This is a genomic window from Demequina salsinemoris, from assembly GCF_000974805.1.
Classification (GTDB): Bacteria; Actinomycetota; Actinomycetes; order Actinomycetales; family Demequinaceae; genus Demequina; species Demequina salsinemoris.
The window spans coordinates 1-22,311 of record NZ_BBQZ01000001.1; the positions used below are offsets into that span (position 1 = coordinate 1).

The following is a 22,311-nucleotide window of genomic DNA, read 5'->3' on the forward strand; positions in this document are numbered from 1 at the left end:
CCACGGCGCCCAAGCACTACATCCTCCGCACCTCCTGGGTCATCGGTGAAGGCAACAACTTCGTGCGCACGATGGCGTCGCTCGCTGAGCGTGGCATCGCACCGAAGGTCGTGTCCGACCAGATCGGCCGCCTGACATTCACCACCGACCTAGCGCGCGCGATCCGACACCTCGTCGAGAGCAAGGCGCCGTACGGCACCTACAACGTCACCGGATCCGGCGAGCCCGCATCGTGGGCCGACATCGCCACCGTCGTCTACGCCGCCGTCGGCGCGGACCCCGCCTCCGTCACCCCCGTGACGACCGAGGAGTACTTCGCCGGCTCGGACAAGCTGATCTCGCCCCGACCGGCGCACTCGACCCTGGATCTCGCGAAGGTCAAGGCAACGGGTCTCGAGCTCCGTGATTGGCGCGAAGGCCTGGCTGGATACCTTGACCACGGACTCGCCTGAGCGCGGTTGGTGAATCGACCTCCGCGTCACGACGACGGTTGAGGTCGCGACAGCACGAGGCAAGGCTTTCCGTGTCGTCGAGCGTCACCGTGGGTCGGTGCGGCCACGCAAAGAATGCGCGTGGAGCTGCACGCGAACCCGTCAGCGACCCTCGAGCCGAAGCGTGCTGATGATCGCCTCCGCCGCCTGGGCGGGCGAGAGGTCCTCGGTGATCACGAGGTCTGCGTTCGTCGGCTCGTCGTACGGGTCCGAGATGCCGGTGAACTCCTTGATCTCGCCGGCGCGCGCCTTCGCGTAGAGCCCCTTGCGATCGCGGGCCTCGCACACCTCGAGGGGCGTGGCGACGTGGATGAGCACGAAGCGGCCGACCTTCTCGACGCGGGCGCGCATCTCGGCGCGCATCTCCTCGTACGGCGCGATCGGGGCGGCGATCGCGATGCCGCCGTGCTCGGCGACGAGCGCGCCCACCCAGCCGATGCGCTGGACGTTGAGCAGGCGGTCCTCGCGGTTGAATCCCAGCCCCTTGGACAGCATCGCGCGGACCTCGTCGCCGTCCAGCAGGGTGACGTGCTGCTCGACGGTCGCGCGCAGGCGCTCGGCGAGCTCCTTGGCGATCGTGGACTTGCCTGAGCCGGACAGCCCGGTGAGCAGGATGACCATGCCGTCGCCGACGGAGCGCTCGGACGCGACGACGTCGAGCTCCTCGATGTCGAAGGCCTCTCTTGCGAGCGACGCCAACAGGGAGACGCGGGCCTCGCCGGCCAGGTGAGCCGCGGACGGCTCGGGAAGCACGCGGACCGCACTTGCGGCCTGGGTGGCGACTGTGACCGCGCGCGCGAGCGCGCGCGGGTCGCCGTGGTCCACGACGATCACCGCGCGATCGGGCTCGGGCAGCGGATCGACATCACCCGTGTAGAGCGTCGCGGGCCCGTCCACGGCCGTTCCCTCGCCGGGGCGCAGGGTCGCATACGCGAACGCGTGCAGGGGGCGGAGCATCTGCACGGCGCCCGCGACCCACCATCCGTGAGCGTCAGGAACGACGGCGGCGACGGTGACGCGGGCGACCGGGGTCGCCTCGCGATCGAGGAGCGTCACCTCGTCGCCGACGGAACCAGGGGAGAACGGGAGACAGAGCGTCGGCGCGGGCGCATCGTCCCCGGGAAGGGAGAGGTACAGCGGAAGGACCCCGGCGACCATGAGCTCGATGTCGTGGTGCTCGAGCTCGGTGAGCCGGTGCTCGGTCACGAGTCCTCCCGATCGAGCTCGGCGGTCTCCGCCTTCGCCTGGGGCGACTCGTGCTCGGACAACCGCTCGTGCCACCAGAACGGGGTGAAGCCCTGCTGGCGGCGCAGCAGGATCCACACGACCGGGGTGAGCAGCGCGGCGGCCGCGACGATCGCGAGCGAGACGCCGGTCGGCACGTTCAGCATCGCCAGGCCGGAGAACAGCAGGACGAAGGCGAGTGCCCGACGGATCGGCGCGCCGCCGACCCTCGATGAGATCTGCGCGCCGATGAAGGCGCCGGGAACGGAGCCCAGGATCACGGGCACGGCGACCGTCCAGTCGACGTCTCCGAAGAACAGGTGTCCTGCGGCGGCTGCGAACACGAGCGGCACGGCCTGGACCAGGTCGGTGCCGACCAGCTGCGACGCGCGCAGCGTGGGGTACAGCGCCATGAGGGCGATGATGATCAGCGATCCGGAGCCGACCGAGGTCAGGCCGACCATGAGGCCGCCGAGGACGCCGACGATGATGGTCGCGGCCACCCGGGGCTCGGGATCGGGCCGCTCGGTCGGAAGGGGCTCGGCGGAGCCGTCGCGGGCCTGCGCACGCTCCCTGAGGCGCATGTAGGCGCGCATCCCGAGCCCGGCGGCCGCGAGGATGAGCGCGACGCCGAGCGCCTGCTTGACGAAGACCTGGATCTGCTCGTCCTCGCCGAACATCTGGACCAGCATGACGCCGGAGAACGCGGCGGGCACCGAACCGATCGTGAGCAGCTTCACGAGCTGCCAGTTGACGGTCTTGCGCCGGATGTGGACGAACGACCCCACGGGCTTCATGAACGTGCTCGCGACGATGTCCGAGGACACCGCGGTGAGCGGCGAGACGCCGAACCCCAGCACGAGCATCGGGGTCATGAGGGCCCCTCCGCCCATGCCGGTCAGTCCGACGACGACGCCCACCACGAGGGCGGCGAAGAACAGATCCATCAGCGTCGCCCTCCGTGGGGGAAGGAGAGTCGGCGCGCCGCGTTCACGGCGCGCACGCTCAGCCGGCCGTCCGTACGACTCCCGCGCCGACGGTGCCGTTGGTGGCCTCGTCGATGAGGATCATCGCGCCCGTCGTGCGGTTGTCGTCGTAGTCGTCGATCATCAGCGGCGTCGTGACGCGCAGCTTCACGCGGCCGATGCTGTTGAGGCCGAGCTGGTGGACGCCCTGCTCGCGGTGGAGCGTGTTGACGTCGAGCTCGTAGGAGATCTCCTTGACGATCGCGCGCGCCGAGCGGGTCGTGTGCAGCAGGCCGATCTTCTGGCCCACGGACAGCGGGTGGTCGTCCATCCAGCACACCGTGAGGTCGAGGTCCTGAGTCGGCTTCGCGTGGTTCTGCGGGCGGCACAGCACGTCGCCGCGCGAGATGTCGAGCTCGTCCTCGAGGCGGATGCTCACCGACATCGGCGGGTAGGCGGCGTCGACCTCGCCGTTCGGGCCGTCGATGGCCTTGACCTTCGAGGTCAGGCCCGAGGGCAGCGCGAGGATGTCGTCGCCGACCTTGATCACGCCCGACGCGACGGTGCCCGCGAAGCCGCGGTAGTCGCGCGCCTTCGAGTGCTGCGGCCGGATCACGTACTGGACGGGGAAGCGCACGTCCTGGAGGTTGCGGTCCGACGCGATGTGGACGTGCTCCAGGTGGTGCAGCAGCGACGTGCCCTGGTACCACGGCATCTTGTCCGAGCGCTCGACGACGTTGTCACCCACGAGCGCAGACAGCGGGATCGCGGTGAGGTCCGTGACGTCGAGCTTCGACGCGAAGTCGGAGAACTCCTGGTAGATCTTGTTGAAGACCTCCTCGGAGTAGTCCACGAGGTCCATCTTGTTGACCGCGAGCACCAGGTGCGGCACGCGCAGCAACGTCGCGATCGTGGCGTGACGGCGCGACTGCTCGGTCAGGCCCTTGCGGGCGTCGACCAGGATGATCGCGAGGTCGGCGGTCGAGGCGCCGGTCACCATGTTGCGGGTGTACTGGGCGTGGCCAGGGGTGTCCGCGATGATGAACTTGCGCTTGGGGGTCGCGAAGTAGCGGTAGGCGACATCGATCGTGATGCCCTGCTCACGCTCGGCGCGCAGACCGTCGGTCAGCAGCGCGAGGTCGGTGTACTCGTTGCCGCGGGCCTGCGAGGCGGACTCGACCGCGTCGAGCTGGTCCTCGAAGATCGACTTGGAGTCGAACAGCAGGCGACCGATGAGGGTGGACTTGCCGTCGTCGACGGAGCCGGCGGTGGCGAAACGGAGCATATCCATTAGAAGTAGCCCTCCTTCTTGCGGTCCTCCATGGCGGCCTCCGACACTCGGTCGTCGCCGCGCGTGGCACCGCGCTCGGTGAGGCGCGTCGCCGCGGTCTCCTCGATGATCTTGTCCAGGGTGTCGGCGTCGGACTCGACCGCTGCGGTCAGCGTCGCGTCGCCGACGGTGCGGTAGCGCACCATCTTGGTGACGACCTCGTCGCCCTCGCGCGGCACGGCGAACTCGTTGGCCGCCATCCACATGCCGTTGCGGTCGAAGACCTCGCGCTCGTGCGCGAAGTAGATCGACGGCACCGCGATGTCGCGGGACTCGATGTAGCTCCAGATGTCGAGCTCGGTCCAGTTGGACAGCGGGAAGACGCGGATCGACTCGCCAGGGTGGACCTTGCCGTTGTACAGGTTCCACAGCTCGGGACGCTGGTTGCGGGGGTCCCACTGGCCGAACTCGTCGCGGAAGGAGAACACGCGCTCCTTGGCGCGGGCCTTCTCCTCGTCGCGTCGGGCGCCGCCCATGCACGCGTCGAAACGGTTCTTCTCGATGGTGTCGAGCAGGACCGGCGTCTGGATGCGGTTGCGCGAGCCGTTGGGCTCCTCGCGCACCGTGCCCTTGTCGATCGCCTCCTGCACGGAGCCGACGACGAGCTGGAGGTCGTACTCCTCGACCATGCGGTCGCGGAACTCGATCACCTCGGGGAAGTTGTGGCCCGTGTCGATGTGGACCACGGGGAACGGCACCGGGCCGGGCGCGAAGGCGCGGATCGCGATGTGCAGCAGCACGATCGAGTCCTTGCCTCCGGAGAACAGGAGAGCGGGACGCTCCATCTGCGCGACGACCTCGCGCGTGATGTGGATCGCCTCCGCCTCGAGAGCGTCGAGCTCACTGAGGTGGTAGGTGGGGTTGGTCACGAATCGTCTCCAGACGAGGATGCTGCGGCGATGGTCTCGAGGATCTGCGTGGCGAGAGCCGGTCGGCACACCACGAGATCGGGAAGGTAGGGATCAGCTCGATTGTATGCGAGAGGGGTGCCATCCACCCTGCTGGTGTGCAGACCCGCCGCGCGGGCGACGGCGATCGGGGCCGCCGAATCCCACTCGTACTGACCGCCGGCGTGGACGTAGGCGTCGACCTGGCCGCGGATCACCGCGGCGATCTTCACGCCTGCGGAGCCCATCGGCAGCAGCTCGGCGTCGAGCGCCTCGCGCACGGGCTCGGTGATGGCCGGCGGGCGCGAGCGGCTGACGGCCAGCTTCAGCCTGGCGTCGCCGGACGATGCGGCGGGCGCCACGGTCGCGGAGTCGAGCACGAGGTCCTCGCCGGGGATGGCGACGGCGCCGGCGATCAGCTCGCCCTGCTCCCAGACCGCGACGTGCACGGCCCAGTCGTCGCGACCCTCGGAGTACTCGCGGGTGCCGTCCAGCGGGTCGATGATCCACACGCGCTCCGCGTCGAGGCGGGCCGCGGAGTCCTTCGCCTCCTCGCTCAGCACAGCGTCGCCGGGCGCCTCGGAGGCGAGCCAGCCGGCGATCGCCTCCTGCGCGCTCGCGTCGCCGAGGTCCTTGAGATCGCGACCGGTGATGCCGTCGGCGGTGGCCTTCGCACGCACGTCGAGGAGCACCTGACCCGCGCGCTTGGCGATGCTCGCCGCGAGCGCGGCGTACTCATCGGTGTGTGAGGTCATGGTCTCTGTCTACCTTGTCAGTAGGGAAATAGCCAATCGCAGAATCTGCTGAGACTCGCGCCCGCGTACGCTTTCCCCATGCCCCCGGAGTCTCTCGTGACCGTCCTCGCGGCCGCGCGGGACGTGGCGCTGTCGCTGACCGTCGGTTCGCTCGTCGCGGTGATGACGGTGGCGGTCCCGGGCTCGAAGGCCGCCGATCGCGCAGCGTCGCTGGCCAGGTACGCGTCGATCGCATGGGCTGTCCTCGCGGTGGGCTACCTGCTCGTGCAGGCCTCCGTCATCACGCTCGTGCCGCTCACCGACGATGCGTACGGCGCGACGCTCGGCCAGTTCATCACGCGCATCGACCTGGGTCAGGCCTACCTCCAGATGGCGATCGCGGCGGTGCTCGCATCGATGGCCGCGGCGCTCATGCGGACCCCCGTCCACGCCGCCTGGGCGATGACGCCGGTCGCGTGGGGGATCGGCTGGGAGGCCGTCACCGGCCACGCCGCGGGCGCGACCGACCACCACCTCGCGGTCTCGGCGCTCGCCCTGCACCTCGTGGGCGCCTCGCTGTGGCTCGGCGTCGTCGCCGCGGTCGCGTGGCTCGGCCCCGTCCTCGACGACGATGCGGCGGATGTCGCGCGCCGCATGTCCCGCATCGCCGCGTGGGCCGCGGCGGCGGTCGTCTCCTCGGGCGTCGTCAACGCGGCCCTGCGCATGACGGGTTTCGGCGACCTGGTGTCCACGACCTACGGCCGGGTGCTGCTCGCCAAGCTCGCCGTCATGGGGGTCGCGATGGCGCTCGCGGCCTGGCATCGCAGGACGACGCTGCCGCGTCTGAGTGAGGCCCCGACGCGCAGGCTCTTCGCGCGCGTCATGATCGTCGATGCGGGCGTGCTGCTCATCGTCACGGGGCTCGCCGCGGTCCTCGCGTCGTCCGCTCCGCCGGTGCCGAGCGTCGTCGTCGCCGACCCGACCCCGGCGTTCCTCCTCACCGGCTACGAGCTTCCGCCCGCCCCGTCCTTCGCGACCTGGTTCGGGACGTGGAGGCTCGAGGCGCTGTCGGCCGCGGTGCTCGTGGCCATGGGCTTCATCTACCTCAGATGGACGATGCGGCTGCGTCGCCGGGGCGACGCCTGGCCCTGGTATCGCGACGTGTCGTGGATCGTCGGCATCGTCACGATGCTGTGGATCACGCAGGGAGGCCCCTCGATCTACGGGATGGTCACCTTCTCCGGCCACATGGTGCAGCACATGCTGCTCGTCATGGTGGCCCCGATCCCGCTCACGCTGGCCGCACCCGTGACCCTTGCGCTGCGCGCCCTGCCCGCGCGCACCGACGGCTCGCGAGGCCCGCGCGAGTGGGTCCGCGGCATCGTCGAGTCGAGGTGGGTCGGGTTCTTCGCCAACCCCGTCGTCGCGGCCGTGAACTTCGCAGGCTCGCTCGTCGTCTTCTACTACTCGCCGTTGTTCCAGTTCGCGCTGTCGAACCATCTCGGACACCTGTGGATGGTGCTCCACTTCACGCTCGCGGGGTACTTCTTCGCGAACGCGCTCGTGGGGATCGATCCCGGACCCAAGCGGCCCGGCTATCCGCTGCGGCTCGTGCTGCTGTTCGCGACCATGGCGTTCCACGCGTTCTTCGGGGTCGCGATCGCGACGTCCGAGGTGCTGCTGGTGCCCGACTGGTTCGGGCTGATGGGCCGCACGTGGGGGCCCGACGCGATCACCGACCAGCAGTGGGGCGGCGAGATCGCGTGGGGGATCGGTGAGCTCCCGGTGCTCGCGCTCGCGATCGGTGTCGCCGTCGCGTGGCGCCGGTCGGACCTCAAGGAGGGGCGCCGCCGGGATCGCCAGGAGGAGCGGACGGACGATGCCGAGCTCAAGGCGTACAACGCGATGCTCGAGCGGATCGCGAGGTCCGACGCGGACTCGTGACGCGACGCGCTTCATCCACAGATTTCCTCCACAGGACTGTGAACAGAAGGCGAACTCCCACACCCACATGTGGATAACCCTGTGGGCTGACGGTGGAAGAAAATGCGTGTCCGATTCACCTTGCATGGGCCCTCCGACCGGAGTACGACTGTACCCATCGAGAAGGGGTTCCACCCGCTCGATCTGGTCGGCGAGGGGGCCACGGGACCGGTTTCACCACCGGTGCCGACCTGGCTCCTTCCCGGTCAGGGATCCGCCTGGTGCGGGTCCGCCGAGACTCGGTCGGCGCGGTTCCTCGTGAATCGCTCGCGATGGTCGGGTCACCGGTTCTCCCGAGGCGCCGCGGCGCGTCGCGAGGGCTGGAGGTTGCTGCTCGGCCGGGACGGACGCACAGCACGCGGGATCGGCGGGTGGGCCCTGGATCGGATGCCTTGGGACAACGTGTCGCCACCACGAGGAGGGGCCTGCGGACGTGCAGGTCTGCCGAGTACTGCGGGTGACGGCGTAGGGAGACGCGGACCCCCTGGCATCGGCTGAGAGGTCACCCTCGAGACAGGGGGGTGAAGCCGCAACGTCAATCACGGCCGTCGGCGGTCCGGCGAGTCCGGGCTGTCGAGAACTCGACGCCATGGCAAGGCCCCCCGAACGCCAATTTCGGGGGGCCTTCGCCTTGCGTCGACCGGCCCCGGAGGGCGGCCTGAGAGCACGCTACGGCGCGGGCTCCCGGAAGCGTTGCAGACACGCCGCCGACCCCCGGCTCCCCGGGGTCGACCGGCCACTAGCCTTGGGGCATTCGAGGCGCGGGAGGATCGATGGACACCGAGCGGTTCACGGGCGACGGTCCGTCCACGGGCGACGGCGGGGCCGTCGTCGGCGAGGCGGATCTCGACAGCGCGCAGCCTGAGCTGGTCGCCGCGGGCGACAAGGGCGGCGCGGCGGACCCGCTCTCCGTCGGCGCGGTCGTCACGGGGATCCTGCTCCTGTCCCCGGTCGCGATCGTGCTGGGACACCTGGCGCTGAAGCGCGCGAAGTCCCGGCCGGACCAGCCGCGGACCTTGGCGATCGCCGGCACCATCCTCGGATACCTGGGGCTCGCGGTGACCATCGGCGCGATCGCCGCCTACATGACGACGTTCGGTCCGGGGTTGGATCGTGCCACCGCCGACGCACAGGCTCAGGCCGACGTCACGGCGATCGGCAACGCGGTCGCGACGGCGCTCGAGTCCGATCCGGTCCTCCCCGACATCGCCGTGGGCGACGAGTCGTACACGGTCGGCGGCGACGAGATCTCCGCGCTGCTCGCCGGCGAGCGCGAGGTCGAGCTCTCCGGCACCTCGCGGACCGACTGGTGCGTCCAGCTCGGATACGAGGGCGGGGAGATCGCGACCGTGGCCTACGTCGGCGCCGACGGATTCCATGAGGGCGCGTGTGACTGATGTCACAAAGGCGGGGTTTTGTATGACAAGCAGGTAAATTTCATCCCATAAGTGCTGGTCTCAGGCACGAGAATGCGGGAGTATGTCAGCGCGGCTACAGTCCGGTGGCCGCAGCAACCGGGGTCGATGGCAACTGCTCCGGAGCGTCGGAGGAAGGGCGTGTCCCCCACGTCGGAAATCCGGGGCTTTGTCGTCGACTCCAGATCAAGGGAGTCACCGATGAACAAGTGGAGCATCCTCCAGAACAGCACCGTGGCGCGCGTCGCCGCGAGCACCACCACCCTCGTCGCCGTCGCCGTCATCGCCGGCGCTGGAGTCAAGTGGAACTAAGTTCCATGCAGCGTGAAGGCGCCGACGAGATCTCAGCTTCGTCGGCGCCTTCACGCCTTGATCTCTTCCTTTTCGCTGTTTGGGCAGTGGGCCTGAGCGCCCTTGCGCTCGTCCTGATCCGGACCCCCTGGCTTGACGCGCTCGACAGTGCGGTGCTGCTTCCGACGCTCATGCTCGTCGGCGCGGCCATCCTCGGCGAGGCGAAGCCGATCGATACCTCGGTCGGGCCCGGTGAGACGCGCAGCCTCTCGATGTCCACGCCGTTCGTGCTGGCGCTCGTGGCCGTGTCGGGCGGCGTCGCGCTTGTAGCCCAGGTTGCGGCAAGCCTCACCGACGACATCGTCAACCGTCGCGATGTCAAGAAGTCCCTCTTCAACGTCGCGCAGTACTCGATCAGCGTCTTTGTCGCGCGAGTGGTCTACGCGCTTCTCGCCGGCGTGCCCCTGTTCGAGGGCCACGCGGTCGTCGGCACCGCGCAGATAGCGCCTCTGATGGTCGCGGGCATTGCCATGGTCACGGTCAATTGGGTCCTCGTGGCTGCCGTCGTCTCGATCGCCTCGAGTCAACCCTTCAGGTTGAGCTCCGGCGAGGACGTCCGTACCTTCATCTCGACGAATCTCATGCTGCTCCCGACCGGAGGCATCGCCGCCATGGTCGCGGATGACGGAGCGATCGCATTGGTGCTGCTCGCGGCTCCCGTCGTCGCGGCCCACATGTTCGCGGCTGCGTCGGCGAAGCACGCCCATGCCGTCGCGCATGATTCCCTCACTGGCCTCGGCAACCGCGGCGCGATGGAGAGCCGCGTGCGACATGCCCTGAAGGCCGCGCGCGAGGACGAGCTTCCCGGCCCCGGCCTCGTGCTGATCGACCTCGACCACTTCAAGGACATCAACGACACCCTTGGTCACTCGGTGGGCGACACGATCCTTCAGGAGGTCGCCCAGCGCCTGGTGGACGCCGCACCCGACTCCGTCGTGCATCGTCTGGGCGGCGACGAGTTCGCGGTCGTCATCGACGGCGACCTGCGCGCTGCCCAGCGCGCGGCCAACGGCCTGCTCGCCTCGCTCGATGAGCCCGTGCTCGTCGAGGGACTCGAGATCCTCGTGCGCGCGAGCGCCGGCATCGCGGTCGCGCCCGAGCACGGCCACACGAGCGAGCTGCTCATGAAGCACGCCGACATCGCGCTGTACCGCGCGAAGCGCGAGCGTGACGGCATCAGCGTCTTCGACTACCGCCACGACGTGAACTCGGTCGAGACGCTCCAGCTGCTCGCCGAGCTGCGCACGGCGCTCGAGCACGACCAGCTCCGGGTCGTCTACCAGCCTCAGGTGAACCTGCGCACCGGCCGGATGGTCGCGGTCGAGGCGCTCGTGCGCTGGGACCACCCCGCGCGCGCCAAGGTCGGCCCCGACAAGTTCATCCCCCTCGCGGAGAACTCGGGCCTGATCTTCCCCCTCACAGCGTTCGTGCTCGACACGTCCCTCGCGCAGATCGCCCAGTGGCGCAAGGTGCGTCACGACCTGCGTCTGTCGGTCAACCTCTCCGCGCGGCACCTGTCGGACCTGTCGCTGCCGCAGCAGATCTCGAACGCGCTCGACAAGCATGGGGTGCCGGCGTCGGCGCTCGTGCTCGAGATCACGGAGACGGGGATCCTCTCGGACGCCGTGCGCGCGGACGTGGTGATCCGCGCGATCCGCGCGATCGGCGTCGAGGTCGCGATCGACGACTACGGGACGGGCAACGCCTCGCTGAACTACCTCAAGAACCTCGAGGTGGACGAGCTCAAGGTCGACCGCACGTTCGTCGGGAACATCCACTCCGACCGCCACGACCACGCGATCGTCGCCTACACGGTCGAGCTCGCGCTCGACCTGGGGCTGCGGGTCGTCGCCGAGGGCATCGAGGACGAGCGCACCGCGGAGCTGCTGCGCGAGATGGGCGAGGTCATCGGCCAGGGTCACCACCTGGGCCGTCCCGTCCCGCCGCACGAGATCGTGCGACGCCTCGCGCTCGAGTCCGAGCGCACGTCCTGGTCGCCTCGCGAGAGCTGACAGTGGTCGTCCTCGTCTTCTCGATCCTCGCGGTGCTCTCGCCGCTCGTCGCTGGCCGCTGGCCCGCGGCCGTGGTGCTTCACCGGTGGCGCTGGGCGTGGCTCGTGTGGGGCTCCCTGCTGCTGCAGATCGCGCTGTTCTCGTTCGGCTTCGCCGAGCGGATCGCGCCCGCGCTGCACATCCTCACCTACGTGGCGGCGATCGTCTTCCTCTGGATGAACCGCGCCGTGAAGGGCGCCGTGATCGTCGCGGCCGGCGCGCTGTCCAACGGCGTCACGATCGCGCTCAACGGGGGAGTGCTGCCCGCGAGCGCGGCCGCCCAGGCCGCCGCCGGCATCGTCCCTGAGGAGGGTGCGGTCAACAGCGGCGTGCTCGCGGATCCGATCCTGCCGTGGCTCGGCGACGTGTTCGCGTGGCCCGAGCCCCTGCCGCTCGCCAACACGTTCTCCGTGGGCGACGTGCTGCTCGTGGTCGGAGTGGCGGTGGCCGCGTGGGCCGGGTCCCGTCGCATCGGGGCGCCGCTCGAGACGCCCGACACGTCGGTGGCCCCGGCCTCCTGACGCCTCGCCGCTACCTGCCCGAGAACGCCACCCCGTCGAGCATGACGAGCCGCTCCGGCTCGGCGAAGTCCGTGGTCGCGGTCATGCGCGCGGGCGGGGTGTCGCCGAAGAACTCGGAGAACACGTCCCACGCGGCATCGATCTCCTCGGTGTACTCGCGGATCCACAGGGTGAGCTGGACGACGTCGCTCATCTCGAGCCCCGCCGCCGCGAGCGTGTCGCGCAGCCCCGCGAGCGCGGTGCGGGTCTGGTCCGCGTAGCTCGACAGCGAGGCGTCGCCGCCGTGGTGGGAGATGAACGTGAAGCCGCCCGCGGTGACGAGGGGCGCATACGACGGATCGCTGGGATCGATGGCGTGTCGCGTGATCATGCCACGAGGCTACGCGGCTGCCTGACCTCGGCGTCTCGGCGCAGGCGTAGGCTCGAAGGTGACGGAGTCGAGCAGCATCACCGCTGTCCGACGGCCGGCGTGAACGGAGCGCTGAGATGCCGAAGGACGTCTGGGGTCCGCTCGTCGATCACTACGACGAGTGGCACAGCTACATGGCCGGGGCAGACCTTGTCGGGGCGGTGTCCAGGGCCGTCGCCGGCGCGGTGCCGCGCGGCTATGTGGTCGAGCTCGGGTGCGGCACTGGCATCTACACCAGGGGGATCGCGCGGAGCTGCGACCGCGTGCTCGCGCTCGACGCCTCCGGCCCGATGGTCGAGCAGGCTCGTGTCGAGCTCGCCCACCTCGCCAACGTCGAGGTCCGCGAGGCCGACGCCTATGCGACCGGCCTGCCCGACGGGGAGGCCGACGGAGTCGTCGCGGTGAACCTGCTCCACATCGTGCCGGACCCGGAGCTCGTGGTCAGGGAGATGCGGCGGATCGTGAGGCCGGGAGGCTCGGTCGTGATCGCCGACGCGACCGTCACCGGGCTCTCGGCCGCGCGCGTGCTCGAGAGCGTCTGGCGGACCGTGCGACGTCCCGAGGGCTTCAAGACCTACCGGAGAGGCCAGCACGACATCTCCCAGACGACGCTCGAGAGCCTCGTGCACGAGGCGGGCTTCGAGTCCGTGGCCGGGGACGAGATCGACGGCAAGGTCATGAACTCGGCCTTCATCCGGGCGACGGCGCCCGCGGTCTCACCCATCGTCGACGCGTAGCTGGGGCGCGAGCGAGCCCGCCCTGGACATCATCCGCGGGGGGGCCCGATCGAGCCGTCAGTCCAGGTCGTCGTGGATGTCGTAGTGGTCCTCGTGGACGGCGTGGCGGTGGCCGTCGTGCAGGTAGTCCATGTGGTCGACGTGCCAGATCGCCTCGTGACCGCACTCGGCCCCATGCTCGTGCTCGGAGATGGCGTGGGCGACGGGGACATCGCCGTGGTCGTCGTAGTGGTCCTCGTGCGCGGCATGGAGGTGGCCGTCGTGCAGGTAGTCGACGTGGTCCGCGTGGCGGATCGCGACGTGGCCGCAGTCCGGTCCGTGCTGGTGCTCGGCGAGGGAGTGGGTCTTCAGGTCAGTCGACATCGGTATGCCTTTCCGTGAGAGGGGTCGCCCGTGGGCGCCGAACGCCGACCCCCAGCCCGCCGGGTTCCCCTCAAGCCGAACACAGCCTGCGGGACCGGGCAACCGGAGCGGCGGCCCGAGCGTCGGCACCCTTTCCTTGTCACACCCTCGCCCTAGGGTGAGCGTGTGAGCACCTCGCAGAAGGGAGCGGACCCGGCGGCGCCGAGAGTCGCGCGCTGGACTCCGTGGCGCGTCGTCGTCATGCTCGGGGTCACGAGCCTCGCCGCCGACATGGTCTACGAGGGCGCCCGGTCGATCTACGGGCCGCTGCTCGCGAGCCTCGGCGCCACCGCGGTGGTCGTGGGTGTCGTCACCGGCGCCGGCGAGGCGATCGCGCTCGTGCTGCGACTCGTGTCCGGCCCGCTCACCGACCGCACCGGCCGCTATTGGGCGGTGACCATCGTCGGCTACGGGCTCACCGCCGTGTCGGTACCGCTGCTCGCCTTCACGCCGTTCCTTGGTGCGGCTGGCCTCGCGGTCGCGGCCGCGCTCATCCTGCTCGAACGGACGGGCAAGGCGATCCGCAGCCCCGCCAAGTCGGCGCTGCTCGCCGACGCGGCGACCCAGGTCGGCACGGGTCGCGGCTTCGGCGTCCACAAGGCGCTCGACCAGACAGGCGCCTTCCTCGGCCCGCTCCTCGTCGCCGCCGTCGTCGGGTTCACCGGGATGCTGTGGGTCGGGCCCGCCGCGCTCGCGGTCCCGGGCGTCGTCGCGATGATCGTGCTGTTCGCGACCCGCGCCCACACGCCCGAGCCGGCCCATGCGCGCGAGGCGACGACAGCGTCGTCCCCCGAGGACCCGGCCACCGCATCGTCCGCGGCCCCGGCGACCCGCGCATCGTCCCTGCCCGGGCAGGGCTGGATCGCGCGAGCGCTGGGCGCCGGGCTGCCGCGCGCGTTCTTCTGGTACGCCGCCGCGGCCGGGCTCATGACGGGAGGGCTCGTGACGTTCGGGCTCATCGGCTACCACCTGGTGGTCGCGGGGCTCGCGTCCGATGCCGCGGTTCCCGTGATCTACGCGTTCGGCATGCTGGCCGAGGCGCTTGCGGCGCTCGCGATCGGATGGTCCTACGACCGGATCGGGCCGCGCGTGCTGTTCGCAGTGCCGGTGCTGGTCGCGATCGTCCCGGCGGTCGCGATGAGCGGAACCCTGACGGTCGCCGTCGCGGGCGTCCTGGTCTGGGGATTCGCGTTCGGGTTGCAGGACTCGACGATCAAGGCGCTCGTCGCCGACATCGTCGAGGCGCCGCGGCGCGCAACCGCTTACGGCGTGTTCGCCGCGGTGCAGGGCGTGATGGCGATCGGCGGCGGACTCATGGCCGGATGGCTGTACGACGTGTCCGTGACGTGGCTCGCGATCGTCGTCGCGTGCACCCAGGCGGTCGCCGCGGTGGTCCTCGCGATCGCCTTCAGGACGATGCGGGGGTCCAGGGACGATGCGCCGCACGGCGCGATTCCCGCCTAGGCTGGCCCGGAACGGCCGGACGCGTCCGGCGCACCGACCCGTGCATCACCCCGAACGCAAGGAGCGACCATGTCCCTGCCTACTCTCACCCGCGACGCGAGCGGCAACCCCTCCGTCGACTTCACCGGCGCCGAGATGCCCGAGGGCCTCGTCGTCGAGGTGCTCACGAAGGGCGAGGGCCCTGCCGTCGTCGAGGGCCAGCACATCACCGTCCACTACAGCGGCTGGCTGTGGGACGGCGCGAAGTTCGACTCGTCGTGGGACCGCGGCGAGTCCATCTCGTTCCCGATCGCGTACGGCGCGCTCATCGACGGCTGGGTCGACGGCATCGTCGGACAGCCTGTGGGCTCGCAGCTGCTGCTCGTCGTCCCGCCGGAGTCCGGCTACGGCTTCCGTCCGATGGGTCCGATCCCCGCGGGCTCCACGCTCGTCTTCGCGGTCGACGTCCTCGAGGCCAAGTAGCGGCGCGACGCCTCGTAAACGACGAAAGGCCCCTCGTCAGAGGGGCCTTTCCGTTGGAGCGGGTGACGGGAATCGAACCCGCGCTATCAGCTTGGGAATCATCCTTGGGCCCTATCCGCGCATCCCGGTTACCAGGGGCCATCCACTGATTACCTGCGGTAATGGTAGCAGGACGTGCCGCACGAGGCGGCGTGAGAATGCATTGTCAGGCGTTCGTTGTTCCACGTTGTTCCACGAATGTGGCCATCGGCCGCACCCTCGGCGTGACCATCGGAGTCCGCTTAGGTGTCGCCGCGGTTGTTTCGGCCGTTCAGCGAGCGCTTATCCAAATGAGTCTCTTGAACGATCGGCACAGTCCCATCTGGGGGCGACGGTCTCGTGCGGGGGCGTGGGCCATCTAGCCTGCGGTGCCGGTCGGAGCACCCAGTCGCGTTGTAGTGGATCGAGCGTTGGAGTTGACGTTCGGGCGCGTGCATTGTTGCGATGCGTTGGCGGAGCAGAGTTCGGATCTGGGTGCACGCGAGCGTCGGCGAGGCCGCTCACTTTCAGTTGAGCGCGGGCCTGGACTTGGATCTACAGTTGACGTATCCACACTACGAGGGGGTAGGGGAATATGAGGTTCGCAGACGACGTCGTTGACGAATACGGTGATGACCTCGCGATGCAATTCGATACCCCGAGCAGTGGAGCTCAGATCGATGTTGCTCGAAACGGCATAGCGCTATTCACGCTTACGGTGGTCGAAGCCGATGGTGGCGAAGTCGCCACATTGACCTTCCACTCGGAAGGCGGCTCGGAGTCCGGAGAGACGGTAATTGTTAGCCAGCGGTCGCTTGGGGTCAACCGAGTCACGATCGATGGCGGCGATATTGAGCTGCCCGGTCACCGCTCTGTTTCGATCGACGAGGCCAGTCGCGCAGATCGTTGGGTCGCGCTCGCGGAGGCTGCGCATCCCGCCCAGATTCCGGATCCTGGTGGTGGAACACCACGTTGGGAGCCTGGAGGTGGCATAAGTCGTTGCATGGCCAAGTGCATGGTGAAGGCTGCCGCAGCGGTAGCGGCGTGTGCCCGACTTGGCCCGGCCGCTGGAGCCCTCTGCTCGGCTGCCGCGTTGATTGAGATTCACGACTGCCCAGACAACTGTGACTAGCACTACGCACTTGTATGTTTACGGACGCTGTTGACGGCGCCGCACTGGCTGACCGGGTCTGCTGCGCGCGGGCGGGCGGCAAGGCGTGTTGGTGGCTCGCGCTTCCTCAAGGGTGGAGTCGCAGGGGCAATCGGCCTGAGGAATGAATGCAGCGTACCTGGGACTGCGGTGACCACCCCGCTCGACACTGCAATCCTTCGGTGATGCTGCGCGTAACTGATTCGACGACTCGTTCCCTTCCGTGGGTGCCGAGCGCGAGCCGCGCTATGCCTCCTGCTACGGCGGACTGTGGCGGTTCCCGCTCATCTTCAGCGCGCTCTCCCGCCGCTCCTTTTTGGAGGCGCCAGCGAACCGCAACCTGAGGTCGTCGGCCACTCCCATCAAGTAATACCTCAAGGGCTCGGCTCCGACTGCCAGCAGGAAAAGGACGACGGCCGTGAGGAGGTCGTGCGTCCACAAGTAGAGGAACCCCGCTGTGCCGAGGCTCCGAGGCGTCGTACTGTGGAAAAACTTCATGGCGACATATACCGAGGCGATATTCTGACCGTCGGTGCGCTTAGAGGCGCCCATGAAGTGCGTTTGGGGTGGATTCCCCCGCGGTATCTTCCTTTCTAAATTCCCATGCCTGCACTCACAAAGTGGTGATCACAGGCGCCTATTCAGCGCACCCATAGACCGCGAAAGCGGTCTATTTGGGTTGATACGTTCTCCATTCGTGTCACCTCCTTTCGCGTTGAATCGAGTGCCTCCGCCCAAGGTGGAGACACGGCCCGTAGCGACGGACCACGAGTGAACATCGCGCTTGCGGTGTCCCTCGTGCAGCAAGTATGGCAGTAGGTGATGTACAATCACGCGCCTTTTCGCCACGGGCGGAACGTCGTGCCTGGCACCTGTATGCGATGCGAGATGCGGTCTTCTGCTGGTCTACTCGTGGCCGTTGGTCGCCCGGGTCCGGTCGGATGTTCTGCAGCTCAACCGCCCTCAGTTCTCGCGAGGTTGTCCAACGCACTTGCGATCTGAGCGTCGCGGTCTTGAGATGCGTGTTGGTAGAGGTGGGCTGCGCGGGTGCTGGTGTGGCCAATGCGGGCCATGAGTTCGGCGGGGGTTGCTCCGGCTTGAGCCGCGAGGGTCGCCCCGGTGTGGCGCAAGTGATGCCACGTGATGTCAGGGCGGGCGATGTTCGTTCGGGCGGTTCGCATGGCGTAGGAGCGGGTCGCGGAGGTCACAGGTAGCTCGGTAGTGGTGGTGAACACGAGTGCGTCGGGGCTGGGGTCGGTGTGGCGCGCCAGGTGCTCGGTGAGCGCGTCGGTGACGATGGCGGGTAGGGCGACTGTGCGTCGTCCTGCGGTGGTCTTGGGCGGTCCGAACGCGACCGGCTGGCCCGCAAGCTCTACGAGAGTCTGACGGACGTTCATTCGGCCATGGGTGAGCTCGAGGTCGCGGCGTCTGAGAGCGAATACTTCGCCGGGCCGTAGGCCCGACCAGGCGGCAACGAGTACGGCGGCGCGGTATTGCTCGGGCATCGCGGCGGCCAGGCGGGTGACCTCGTCAGGGGTCAGCGGTAGGCGTTCGGGGTGGGTCACGTGGCCGGCTCCGGGAATGCGTGCGGGGTTAGCGGTCAGCAGTTCGTCGTCCGTGGCGGTGGTCAGGATTGCGTGCAGGAGCCGGTAGGCCTGCGCGGCGATGGTGCGGCCCGCGTTGGGCCGGGAAGGGATCACCCGGGAGGGACGGGGCGCACCAGCGGCCTTCCACGCGGTCACGATCGCGGGGGAGAGCCGTCCGGTCTGTGCGACGTTCAGGCCTGCGGCGTGTGCCCATGCTCGAGCAGGGTGAGAGCGTCGGGTCTCGGTGACGCCCCGCGCCGTCGCGGAGGCACGAGCGGTTGTTGTGACGGCGGCGTGCCACTCCCGAATCAGTGCTGGGGTGAGGGCCCGCAGGGGCAGGTGGCCGAGGCATATCGCGTGACGGCCTTCGCCAGCGGGTGCGAGTACCCATCGGTCGGCGAGGCGTCGGTAGAGGTCGAGGGTGCGGGGTCTGAGCTGCGGGGTGCGTTGGCGCAGCCACGCGCTCGTGTAGTCGGCCAGGGTGATATCTGCGGCCTCGGGTGCGGTCCACGTGCCCCGAAGTAGCTCGGCGTGGATCAGGGTTAGCCACCGGTCGGCCTCGCCCTTGGTGGCGAACGTGCGCGGGGCCGACCTGGACTTGCCGTCGGGGCCGGTGTAGCGGGCACGCCACCGTCGTGACGGCAACTGCTCCACCGCGCCAAAGCTCCGGCGCCGCGCGCGCCGCGTCGGCCCGCTCACCTGGTCACCTCAGCCGCGTGAGGGCCGCGCGAACCACCCCGGATCGCGGGTGAACGCAACCCATCCCCGTGTAATCCAACAACTGTTGGATATTTGGGGACCTTCTGTGCGAAAGGCAGGAGGGAGCGGGGCTGCCTGGGCAGTACAGAAAAATCGGACGTTGCATCGCAGGTCGTCACTGTTCAGTCCCGTCGGTCGCCGTTTCAGGGTCGACAATTCCGGGTGCTGAAGGATCGATTCGGCGGAGCATCGCGCTGATGAACGACGCGTCGGGTCGCGTAGGATCGCGGTCGTTGTCGTAGACCGCGTGCGGCACGTTGTTGTCGTAGAAGCTCATCGTGCGTTCCCGCCGTTCGGCGCGCAGGACATCGGTGACGGACACGCTTTTCCGACTCGCACGACCCTTCGTCCGGGCCCGTAGTTCGGTGACCACAGGGGAAGGTGTGCCGCGCTGGCGTTGAGCTGAGCGCGACCGTCGCGCGCTCCTGGCCTCGCGCGGAAGGTGACAGTAAGTAGTTCTTTCATCAATGTTCATGTCTTTCTCATATGGGGCTACCTGGCGGGTACGCAGAGGGGATACGGCACGGGTACGCAGAGGGGCTACGTACGGTGACGTGCATGGCGTTGTAGGGACGGGTCCCAGGGGATACGTCACGTGGCCCCTGGGACCCGCACCTTCAGCTGGTGCTCCAGGGGTCGGGCCGGATGCGGTATGACGCGTTGTTGCCATAGCGGGCACCCCGCACCAGTGCCACAGCGCCGCGTTCGATGAGCTCGTGCATCACCTTGCGGACGCTCCGCAGGTTCTGAGGCGTCGGCTCCGTGTTCGCTTTCGTGTAGCCGCACGCCTTGGCGATGGCTGCGTGGCCCCCGAAGTAGAGGCCGGGAGGCTCGCCTCGGTCTCCGGTTGTGTCGAGCGCCCGGTGTGCCATGAACAGCAGCACGCGGGCCTGCGCGTTGGTGAGATACGGGGCCCAATTGGCGAACACAGCGCCTACGAGTCGGTGGCCCATTACAGGTCCTGCGCTCGGCGGCTCTTGAGCCACTTGGTGCGTGCTTCCTGCTCCTTGGCAGGCTCGGATATGGCCAACTCCGCGAGAGAGATGCAATCTGCCGCCCTGCATTCGGGGCAAGCGATCATTGGTCCGGACCCGTCGGCTCGCTCGATGATGACGGCTGGTGAGTGATGAATGCAGTCGAGTTCGTAGATGAAACAGAGCCAGCGAGCCTCAAGGCCCCGCACGTGTTCCTTGCCCGGCGGTACCGACGCGATGACACGGTCGGATTGGTGCCGGTGCGGGATCAGGCGTAGCGGGTGAGGCGTGGACACCGTGACGACACGAAATGGAACCGTGGTTCCATCGGCGAAGGTGTGCGAGCGGCGAGGTCCTGTTGACGAGGCGGAAGCAGACACGACTGTCCCTAGCCCTTGTGGCCCGCGAGCGGGCCGCTGGTCGCGGTCGTGGTCGATCGCTCGATGTACGCCGCGAGGGCGGCGCTAGAGACGAGCACCTTCCGTCCAAGGCGAACAACGGGCAGGCGCCCGTCTGCAATCCAGCGACCGAGCGTGTCGACGTGGACGCGCGCGATCACCGCTGCTTCGTCGCGGGTCAGCAGCACTGACCCGGAGCGGGCTTCGGGAAGGTTGGGCGTGCGGGCGAAGGCGGGAGCCTTGCTCATAATTGGCGTTCCTGACTCGGCTGTCAGGTGTGAGGGGCGCGCGGCAAGGCGCGCGGGCGCGCTAGCGCCTCAGGTGCTTCGGAGAGGGATCGCTTCTAGCGCGTGACAGCCGAAACCATGCCGACGCGGCCCTGCCCGAAGGCGGGGGCCGGAGGCGCTGCGGCGAGCACGACAGTGCTGGCGACGCGGTCCACGAGCCGTTCGGGCACGTGCTCTCGGCGAGTCTGCTGCGCTACCCATTCGCGAGTTTGCTCGCGTCGAGAGACGTGCTCTGCCAAGGCGTCAAGGAGCGCGCGCACCGGTCGCTCAATACGGAAATCGCCACCTTGTGCCGCCAGGTAGTGAATGCGGGCTGCCGCTCCGCTCCGTGTGGACGAATCAGCCGCGCCCGCCATCACCAGACCACGCAGGCGCTGGGCGGCGAGACGGTTGGCTCGATTGATGGCGGAGAATGCGATGAGCTTCTCGCGAGTGCCGGGCTTGTCTAGTACTTTCGCCCACGCCCGGTTCCACGCGCGCACCTGCTTGGCTAGCGGCTCGATCCAATGGTGAATCGCTGCGACCTGAGTATGTCCGGGGTCGCCAGCAGCGCCGCTCTGAGGCGGCTCGTCACGCTCTGGCTCGGTTCCCGGTTGCACACATTCAGTACTACATCCAGGAGTGGCGCTTATCAAAGCTGCAACACGCCGAGACTGTGGATTTGTCCAGTCCTGAGTCGTTGCCTTGGGCCAGCGACGGCAGCCGGCGGCCGGGCGGTTGCCGTCCGGGAGCTCTGCCGAAGAAATGGAACGGGTGCCCGCGACTTCACCCGAGGGGGTCGAGCCAGACAAGGTCGTCGGCCTGGCGTGTCGCGTGCGCGTCAGGCCGTCTGGGGTCGAACTACTTGTTCTTGTCCTGCTCGATTCGGCTGCGAATACTCTCGGGAACCTTCGCATAGAGGTTCGCGACCTTCGTGGGCTTTGCGATCAGCTCTTCTACGAGCTCATTGATGGATTCGAAGATCATGTCTACAACCTCCGTCTCGTCCGGATCGAGGACGAAGACCATCAGATCATCGGGCATGTCTTTGACGTGAAGTGAGCTGTTGCCGGCTACGCGGATGACTGTGAGCATTTGCGCGAGCGGTTCGGGAATCTTGTCGCTGATTCGCTCGATCCTCATCTCGAGATTCGCATTGCCCGGCGCGTCGGCGTCGAGTGTGCGTAGAAGCCTCTCAAGCGAAGCCCTGGCGAGCGCGGTACCTGCTCTGCGCGAGATGCCGAGCACCTCGCGCGCTTCCTCGTAGAGATCCTTCGCTTCCCCGGGCATCTGTGGGTGGGGAACAGAGACAATTCCGGCCGCAGGGTAGACAAGTCGCTCCTCGCGCCAGGTGGACCACTCTTTGCATTGCGCGCACCGAGACGCGGACCAGCAGCCGCTGACCAAACGTGAGTCGTCATAGTCGCCCAGTCCACCGCTCAGGCGGACTTGAAGGCTCTGCCATGTCTGGTGGGCAAATGCCCCGCAACGGGGGCAGTCGAACGCCGACTTCCCCTGACCGGGCGTGTTGTTGGTGGGGAGCCCCTCGTCGGGTTCCGGCACGGGGCTCATACTCATGATCATGAGCTGACATTATCGATTTCGCTAGCGTCGTCGCTAGGTCTGCTGTGTTGATGAAGGCCGAACGTCGTTGACCCAACCTTCGTCTGGGTTTGGCACTTCCGGGAGATTGCCTGGGAGAAATGTCGACGATCGGGTGGTCCAACCGCTCTC

Annotated in this window: 22 protein-coding genes; 9 read left to right on the forward strand and 13 right to left on the reverse strand. The window is 68.4% G+C overall.

What is annotated here, in order from left to right:
- Window positions 1-452: SDR family oxidoreductase (locus AOP78_RS00005; protein ID WP_152659329.1), on the forward strand; the 452-nt coding region annotated here is incomplete at its 5' end.
- A gap of 141 nt (window positions 453-593) precedes the next feature.
- On the opposite strand, the gene cysC is transcribed toward AOP78_RS00005, so the two are convergent.
- The 5 genes from cysC to AOP78_RS00030 are packed head-to-tail and all read right to left on the reverse strand — an operon-like array spanning window position 594 to window position 5,652.
- A complete protein-coding gene (cysC, locus tag AOP78_RS15395) occupies window positions 594-1,697 on the reverse strand; it encodes an adenylyl-sulfate kinase (protein ID WP_062200052.1) in 1,104 nt (367 codons plus the stop codon).
- Window positions 1,694-2,662 carry a sulfite exporter TauE/SafE family protein gene (locus AOP78_RS00015; protein WP_083979591.1) on the reverse strand — a complete coding sequence of 323 codons (969 nt, stop codon included), beginning with the start codon at window positions 2,660-2,662 and terminating at the stop codon, window positions 1,694-1,696. Before AOP78_RS00015 ends, cysC begins: the two co-directional genes overlap by 4 nt.
- A gap of 58 nt (window positions 2,663-2,720) precedes the next feature.
- Window positions 2,721-3,971: a sulfate adenylyltransferase subunit CysN gene (cysN, locus tag AOP78_RS00020; RefSeq protein ID WP_062200054.1), complete on the reverse strand. Its 1,251-nt coding sequence runs from the start codon at window positions 3,969-3,971 to the stop codon at window positions 2,721-2,723.
- On the reverse strand, window positions 3,971-4,879 hold the full coding sequence (gene cysD, locus AOP78_RS00025; RefSeq protein ID WP_062200057.1) for a sulfate adenylyltransferase subunit CysD: 909 nt from the start codon (window positions 4,877-4,879) through the stop codon (window positions 3,971-3,973). The genes cysN and cysD overlap by 1 nt, the downstream gene beginning before the upstream one ends.
- Window positions 4,876-5,652: a 3'(2'),5'-bisphosphate nucleotidase CysQ gene (locus tag AOP78_RS00030; RefSeq protein ID WP_062200060.1), complete on the reverse strand. Its 777-nt coding sequence runs from the start codon at window positions 5,650-5,652 to the stop codon at window positions 4,876-4,878. The genes cysD and AOP78_RS00030 overlap by 4 nt, the downstream gene beginning before the upstream one ends.
- A gap of 78 nt (window positions 5,653-5,730) precedes the next feature.
- On the opposite strand from AOP78_RS00030, the gene AOP78_RS00035 reads away from it, so the two are divergent.
- The 4 genes from AOP78_RS00035 (at window position 5,731) to AOP78_RS00050 (ending at window position 11,952) form a co-directional block, all read left to right on the forward strand.
- Window positions 5,731-7,575, forward strand: a complete 1,845-nt coding sequence (locus tag AOP78_RS00035) for a bifunctional copper resistance protein CopD/cytochrome c oxidase assembly protein (protein ID WP_083979593.1) — start codon at window positions 5,731-5,733, stop codon at window positions 7,573-7,575.
- Window positions 7,576-8,387: 812 nt separating this feature from the next.
- A complete protein-coding gene (locus AOP78_RS00040; RefSeq protein WP_062200066.1) occupies window positions 8,388-9,011 on the forward strand; it encodes a DUF4190 domain-containing protein in 624 nt (207 codons plus the stop codon).
- A gap of 416 nt (window positions 9,012-9,427) precedes the next feature.
- A complete protein-coding gene (locus AOP78_RS00045) occupies window positions 9,428-11,392 on the forward strand; it encodes a putative bifunctional diguanylate cyclase/phosphodiesterase (RefSeq protein ID WP_062200070.1) in 1,965 nt (654 codons plus the stop codon).
- A 2-nt stretch (window positions 11,393-11,394) separates the two neighbouring features.
- Entirely contained in the window at window positions 11,395-11,952 is a 558-nt protein-coding gene (locus AOP78_RS00050; protein WP_062200073.1) for a DUF5317 family protein, read from the forward strand.
- 10 nt (window positions 11,953-11,962) lie between these two features.
- Here AOP78_RS00050 and AOP78_RS00055 read toward each other — a convergent pair whose 3' ends face one another.
- Complete coding sequence (locus AOP78_RS00055) at window positions 11,963-12,322, reverse strand: RidA family protein (protein WP_062200078.1); 360 nt, start codon at window positions 12,320-12,322, stop codon at window positions 11,963-11,965.
- 116 nt (window positions 12,323-12,438) lie between these two features.
- Between AOP78_RS00055 and AOP78_RS00060 the strand changes: the two genes are divergently transcribed.
- On the forward strand, window positions 12,439-13,098 hold the full coding sequence (locus AOP78_RS00060) for a class I SAM-dependent methyltransferase (RefSeq protein WP_062200082.1): 660 nt from the start codon (window positions 12,439-12,441) through the stop codon (window positions 13,096-13,098).
- Window positions 13,099-13,155: 57 nt separating this feature from the next.
- Here the strand turns inward: AOP78_RS00060 and AOP78_RS00065 are convergent, their stop codons facing one another.
- Window positions 13,156-13,461 carry a hypothetical protein gene (locus tag AOP78_RS00065; RefSeq protein ID WP_062200087.1) on the reverse strand — a complete coding sequence of 102 codons (306 nt, stop codon included), beginning with the start codon at window positions 13,459-13,461 and terminating at the stop codon, window positions 13,156-13,158.
- Window positions 13,462-13,626: 165 nt separating this feature from the next.
- Between AOP78_RS00065 and AOP78_RS00070 the strand changes: the two genes are divergently transcribed.
- The 3 genes from AOP78_RS00070 (at window position 13,627) to AOP78_RS14915 (ending at window position 16,576) form a co-directional block, all read left to right on the forward strand.
- Window positions 13,627-14,964: an MFS transporter gene (locus AOP78_RS00070; protein ID WP_236685245.1), complete on the forward strand. Its 1,338-nt coding sequence runs from the start codon at window positions 13,627-13,629 to the stop codon at window positions 14,962-14,964.
- A gap of 69 nt (window positions 14,965-15,033) precedes the next feature.
- A complete protein-coding gene (locus AOP78_RS00075) occupies window positions 15,034-15,426 on the forward strand; it encodes an FKBP-type peptidyl-prolyl cis-trans isomerase (protein ID WP_062200090.1) in 393 nt (130 codons plus the stop codon).
- Between the two features lie 613 nt (window positions 15,427-16,039).
- Window positions 16,040-16,576, forward strand: a complete 537-nt coding sequence (locus tag AOP78_RS14915; RefSeq protein WP_152659330.1) for a hypothetical protein — start codon at window positions 16,040-16,042, stop codon at window positions 16,574-16,576.
- 276 nt (window positions 16,577-16,852) lie between these two features.
- On the opposite strand, the gene AOP78_RS00080 is transcribed toward AOP78_RS14915, so the two are convergent.
- The 6 genes from AOP78_RS00080 to AOP78_RS14660 form a co-directional block, all read right to left on the reverse strand.
- Window positions 16,853-17,092, reverse strand: a complete 240-nt coding sequence (locus tag AOP78_RS00080) for a hypothetical protein (RefSeq protein WP_152659331.1) — start codon at window positions 17,090-17,092, stop codon at window positions 16,853-16,855.
- Window positions 17,093-17,547: 455 nt separating this feature from the next.
- Window positions 17,548-18,879, reverse strand: coding sequence for a tyrosine-type recombinase/integrase (locus AOP78_RS00085; protein WP_062200099.1), 1,332 nt, complete (start codon window positions 18,877-18,879; stop codon window positions 17,548-17,550).
- 175 nt (window positions 18,880-19,054) lie between these two features.
- On the reverse strand, window positions 19,055-19,261 hold the full coding sequence (locus AOP78_RS14920; RefSeq protein WP_152659332.1) for a hypothetical protein: 207 nt from the start codon (window positions 19,259-19,261) through the stop codon (window positions 19,055-19,057).
- Between the two features lie 295 nt (window positions 19,262-19,556).
- The gene (locus tag AOP78_RS00090) at window positions 19,557-19,868 is read right to left on the reverse strand and encodes a hypothetical protein (protein ID WP_152659333.1); all 312 of its coding nucleotides are present in this window, start codon (window positions 19,866-19,868) and stop codon (window positions 19,557-19,559) included.
- A 433-nt stretch (window positions 19,869-20,301) separates the two neighbouring features.
- Window positions 20,302-20,559: a helix-turn-helix domain-containing protein gene (locus AOP78_RS00100; RefSeq protein ID WP_062200111.1), complete on the reverse strand. Its 258-nt coding sequence runs from the start codon at window positions 20,557-20,559 to the stop codon at window positions 20,302-20,304.
- Between the two features lie 879 nt (window positions 20,560-21,438).
- The gene (locus AOP78_RS14660; protein WP_160297571.1) at window positions 21,439-22,149 is read right to left on the reverse strand and encodes a DUF4145 domain-containing protein; all 711 of its coding nucleotides are present in this window, start codon (window positions 22,147-22,149) and stop codon (window positions 21,439-21,441) included.
- Between the last annotated feature and the right edge of the window lie 162 nt (window positions 22,150-22,311).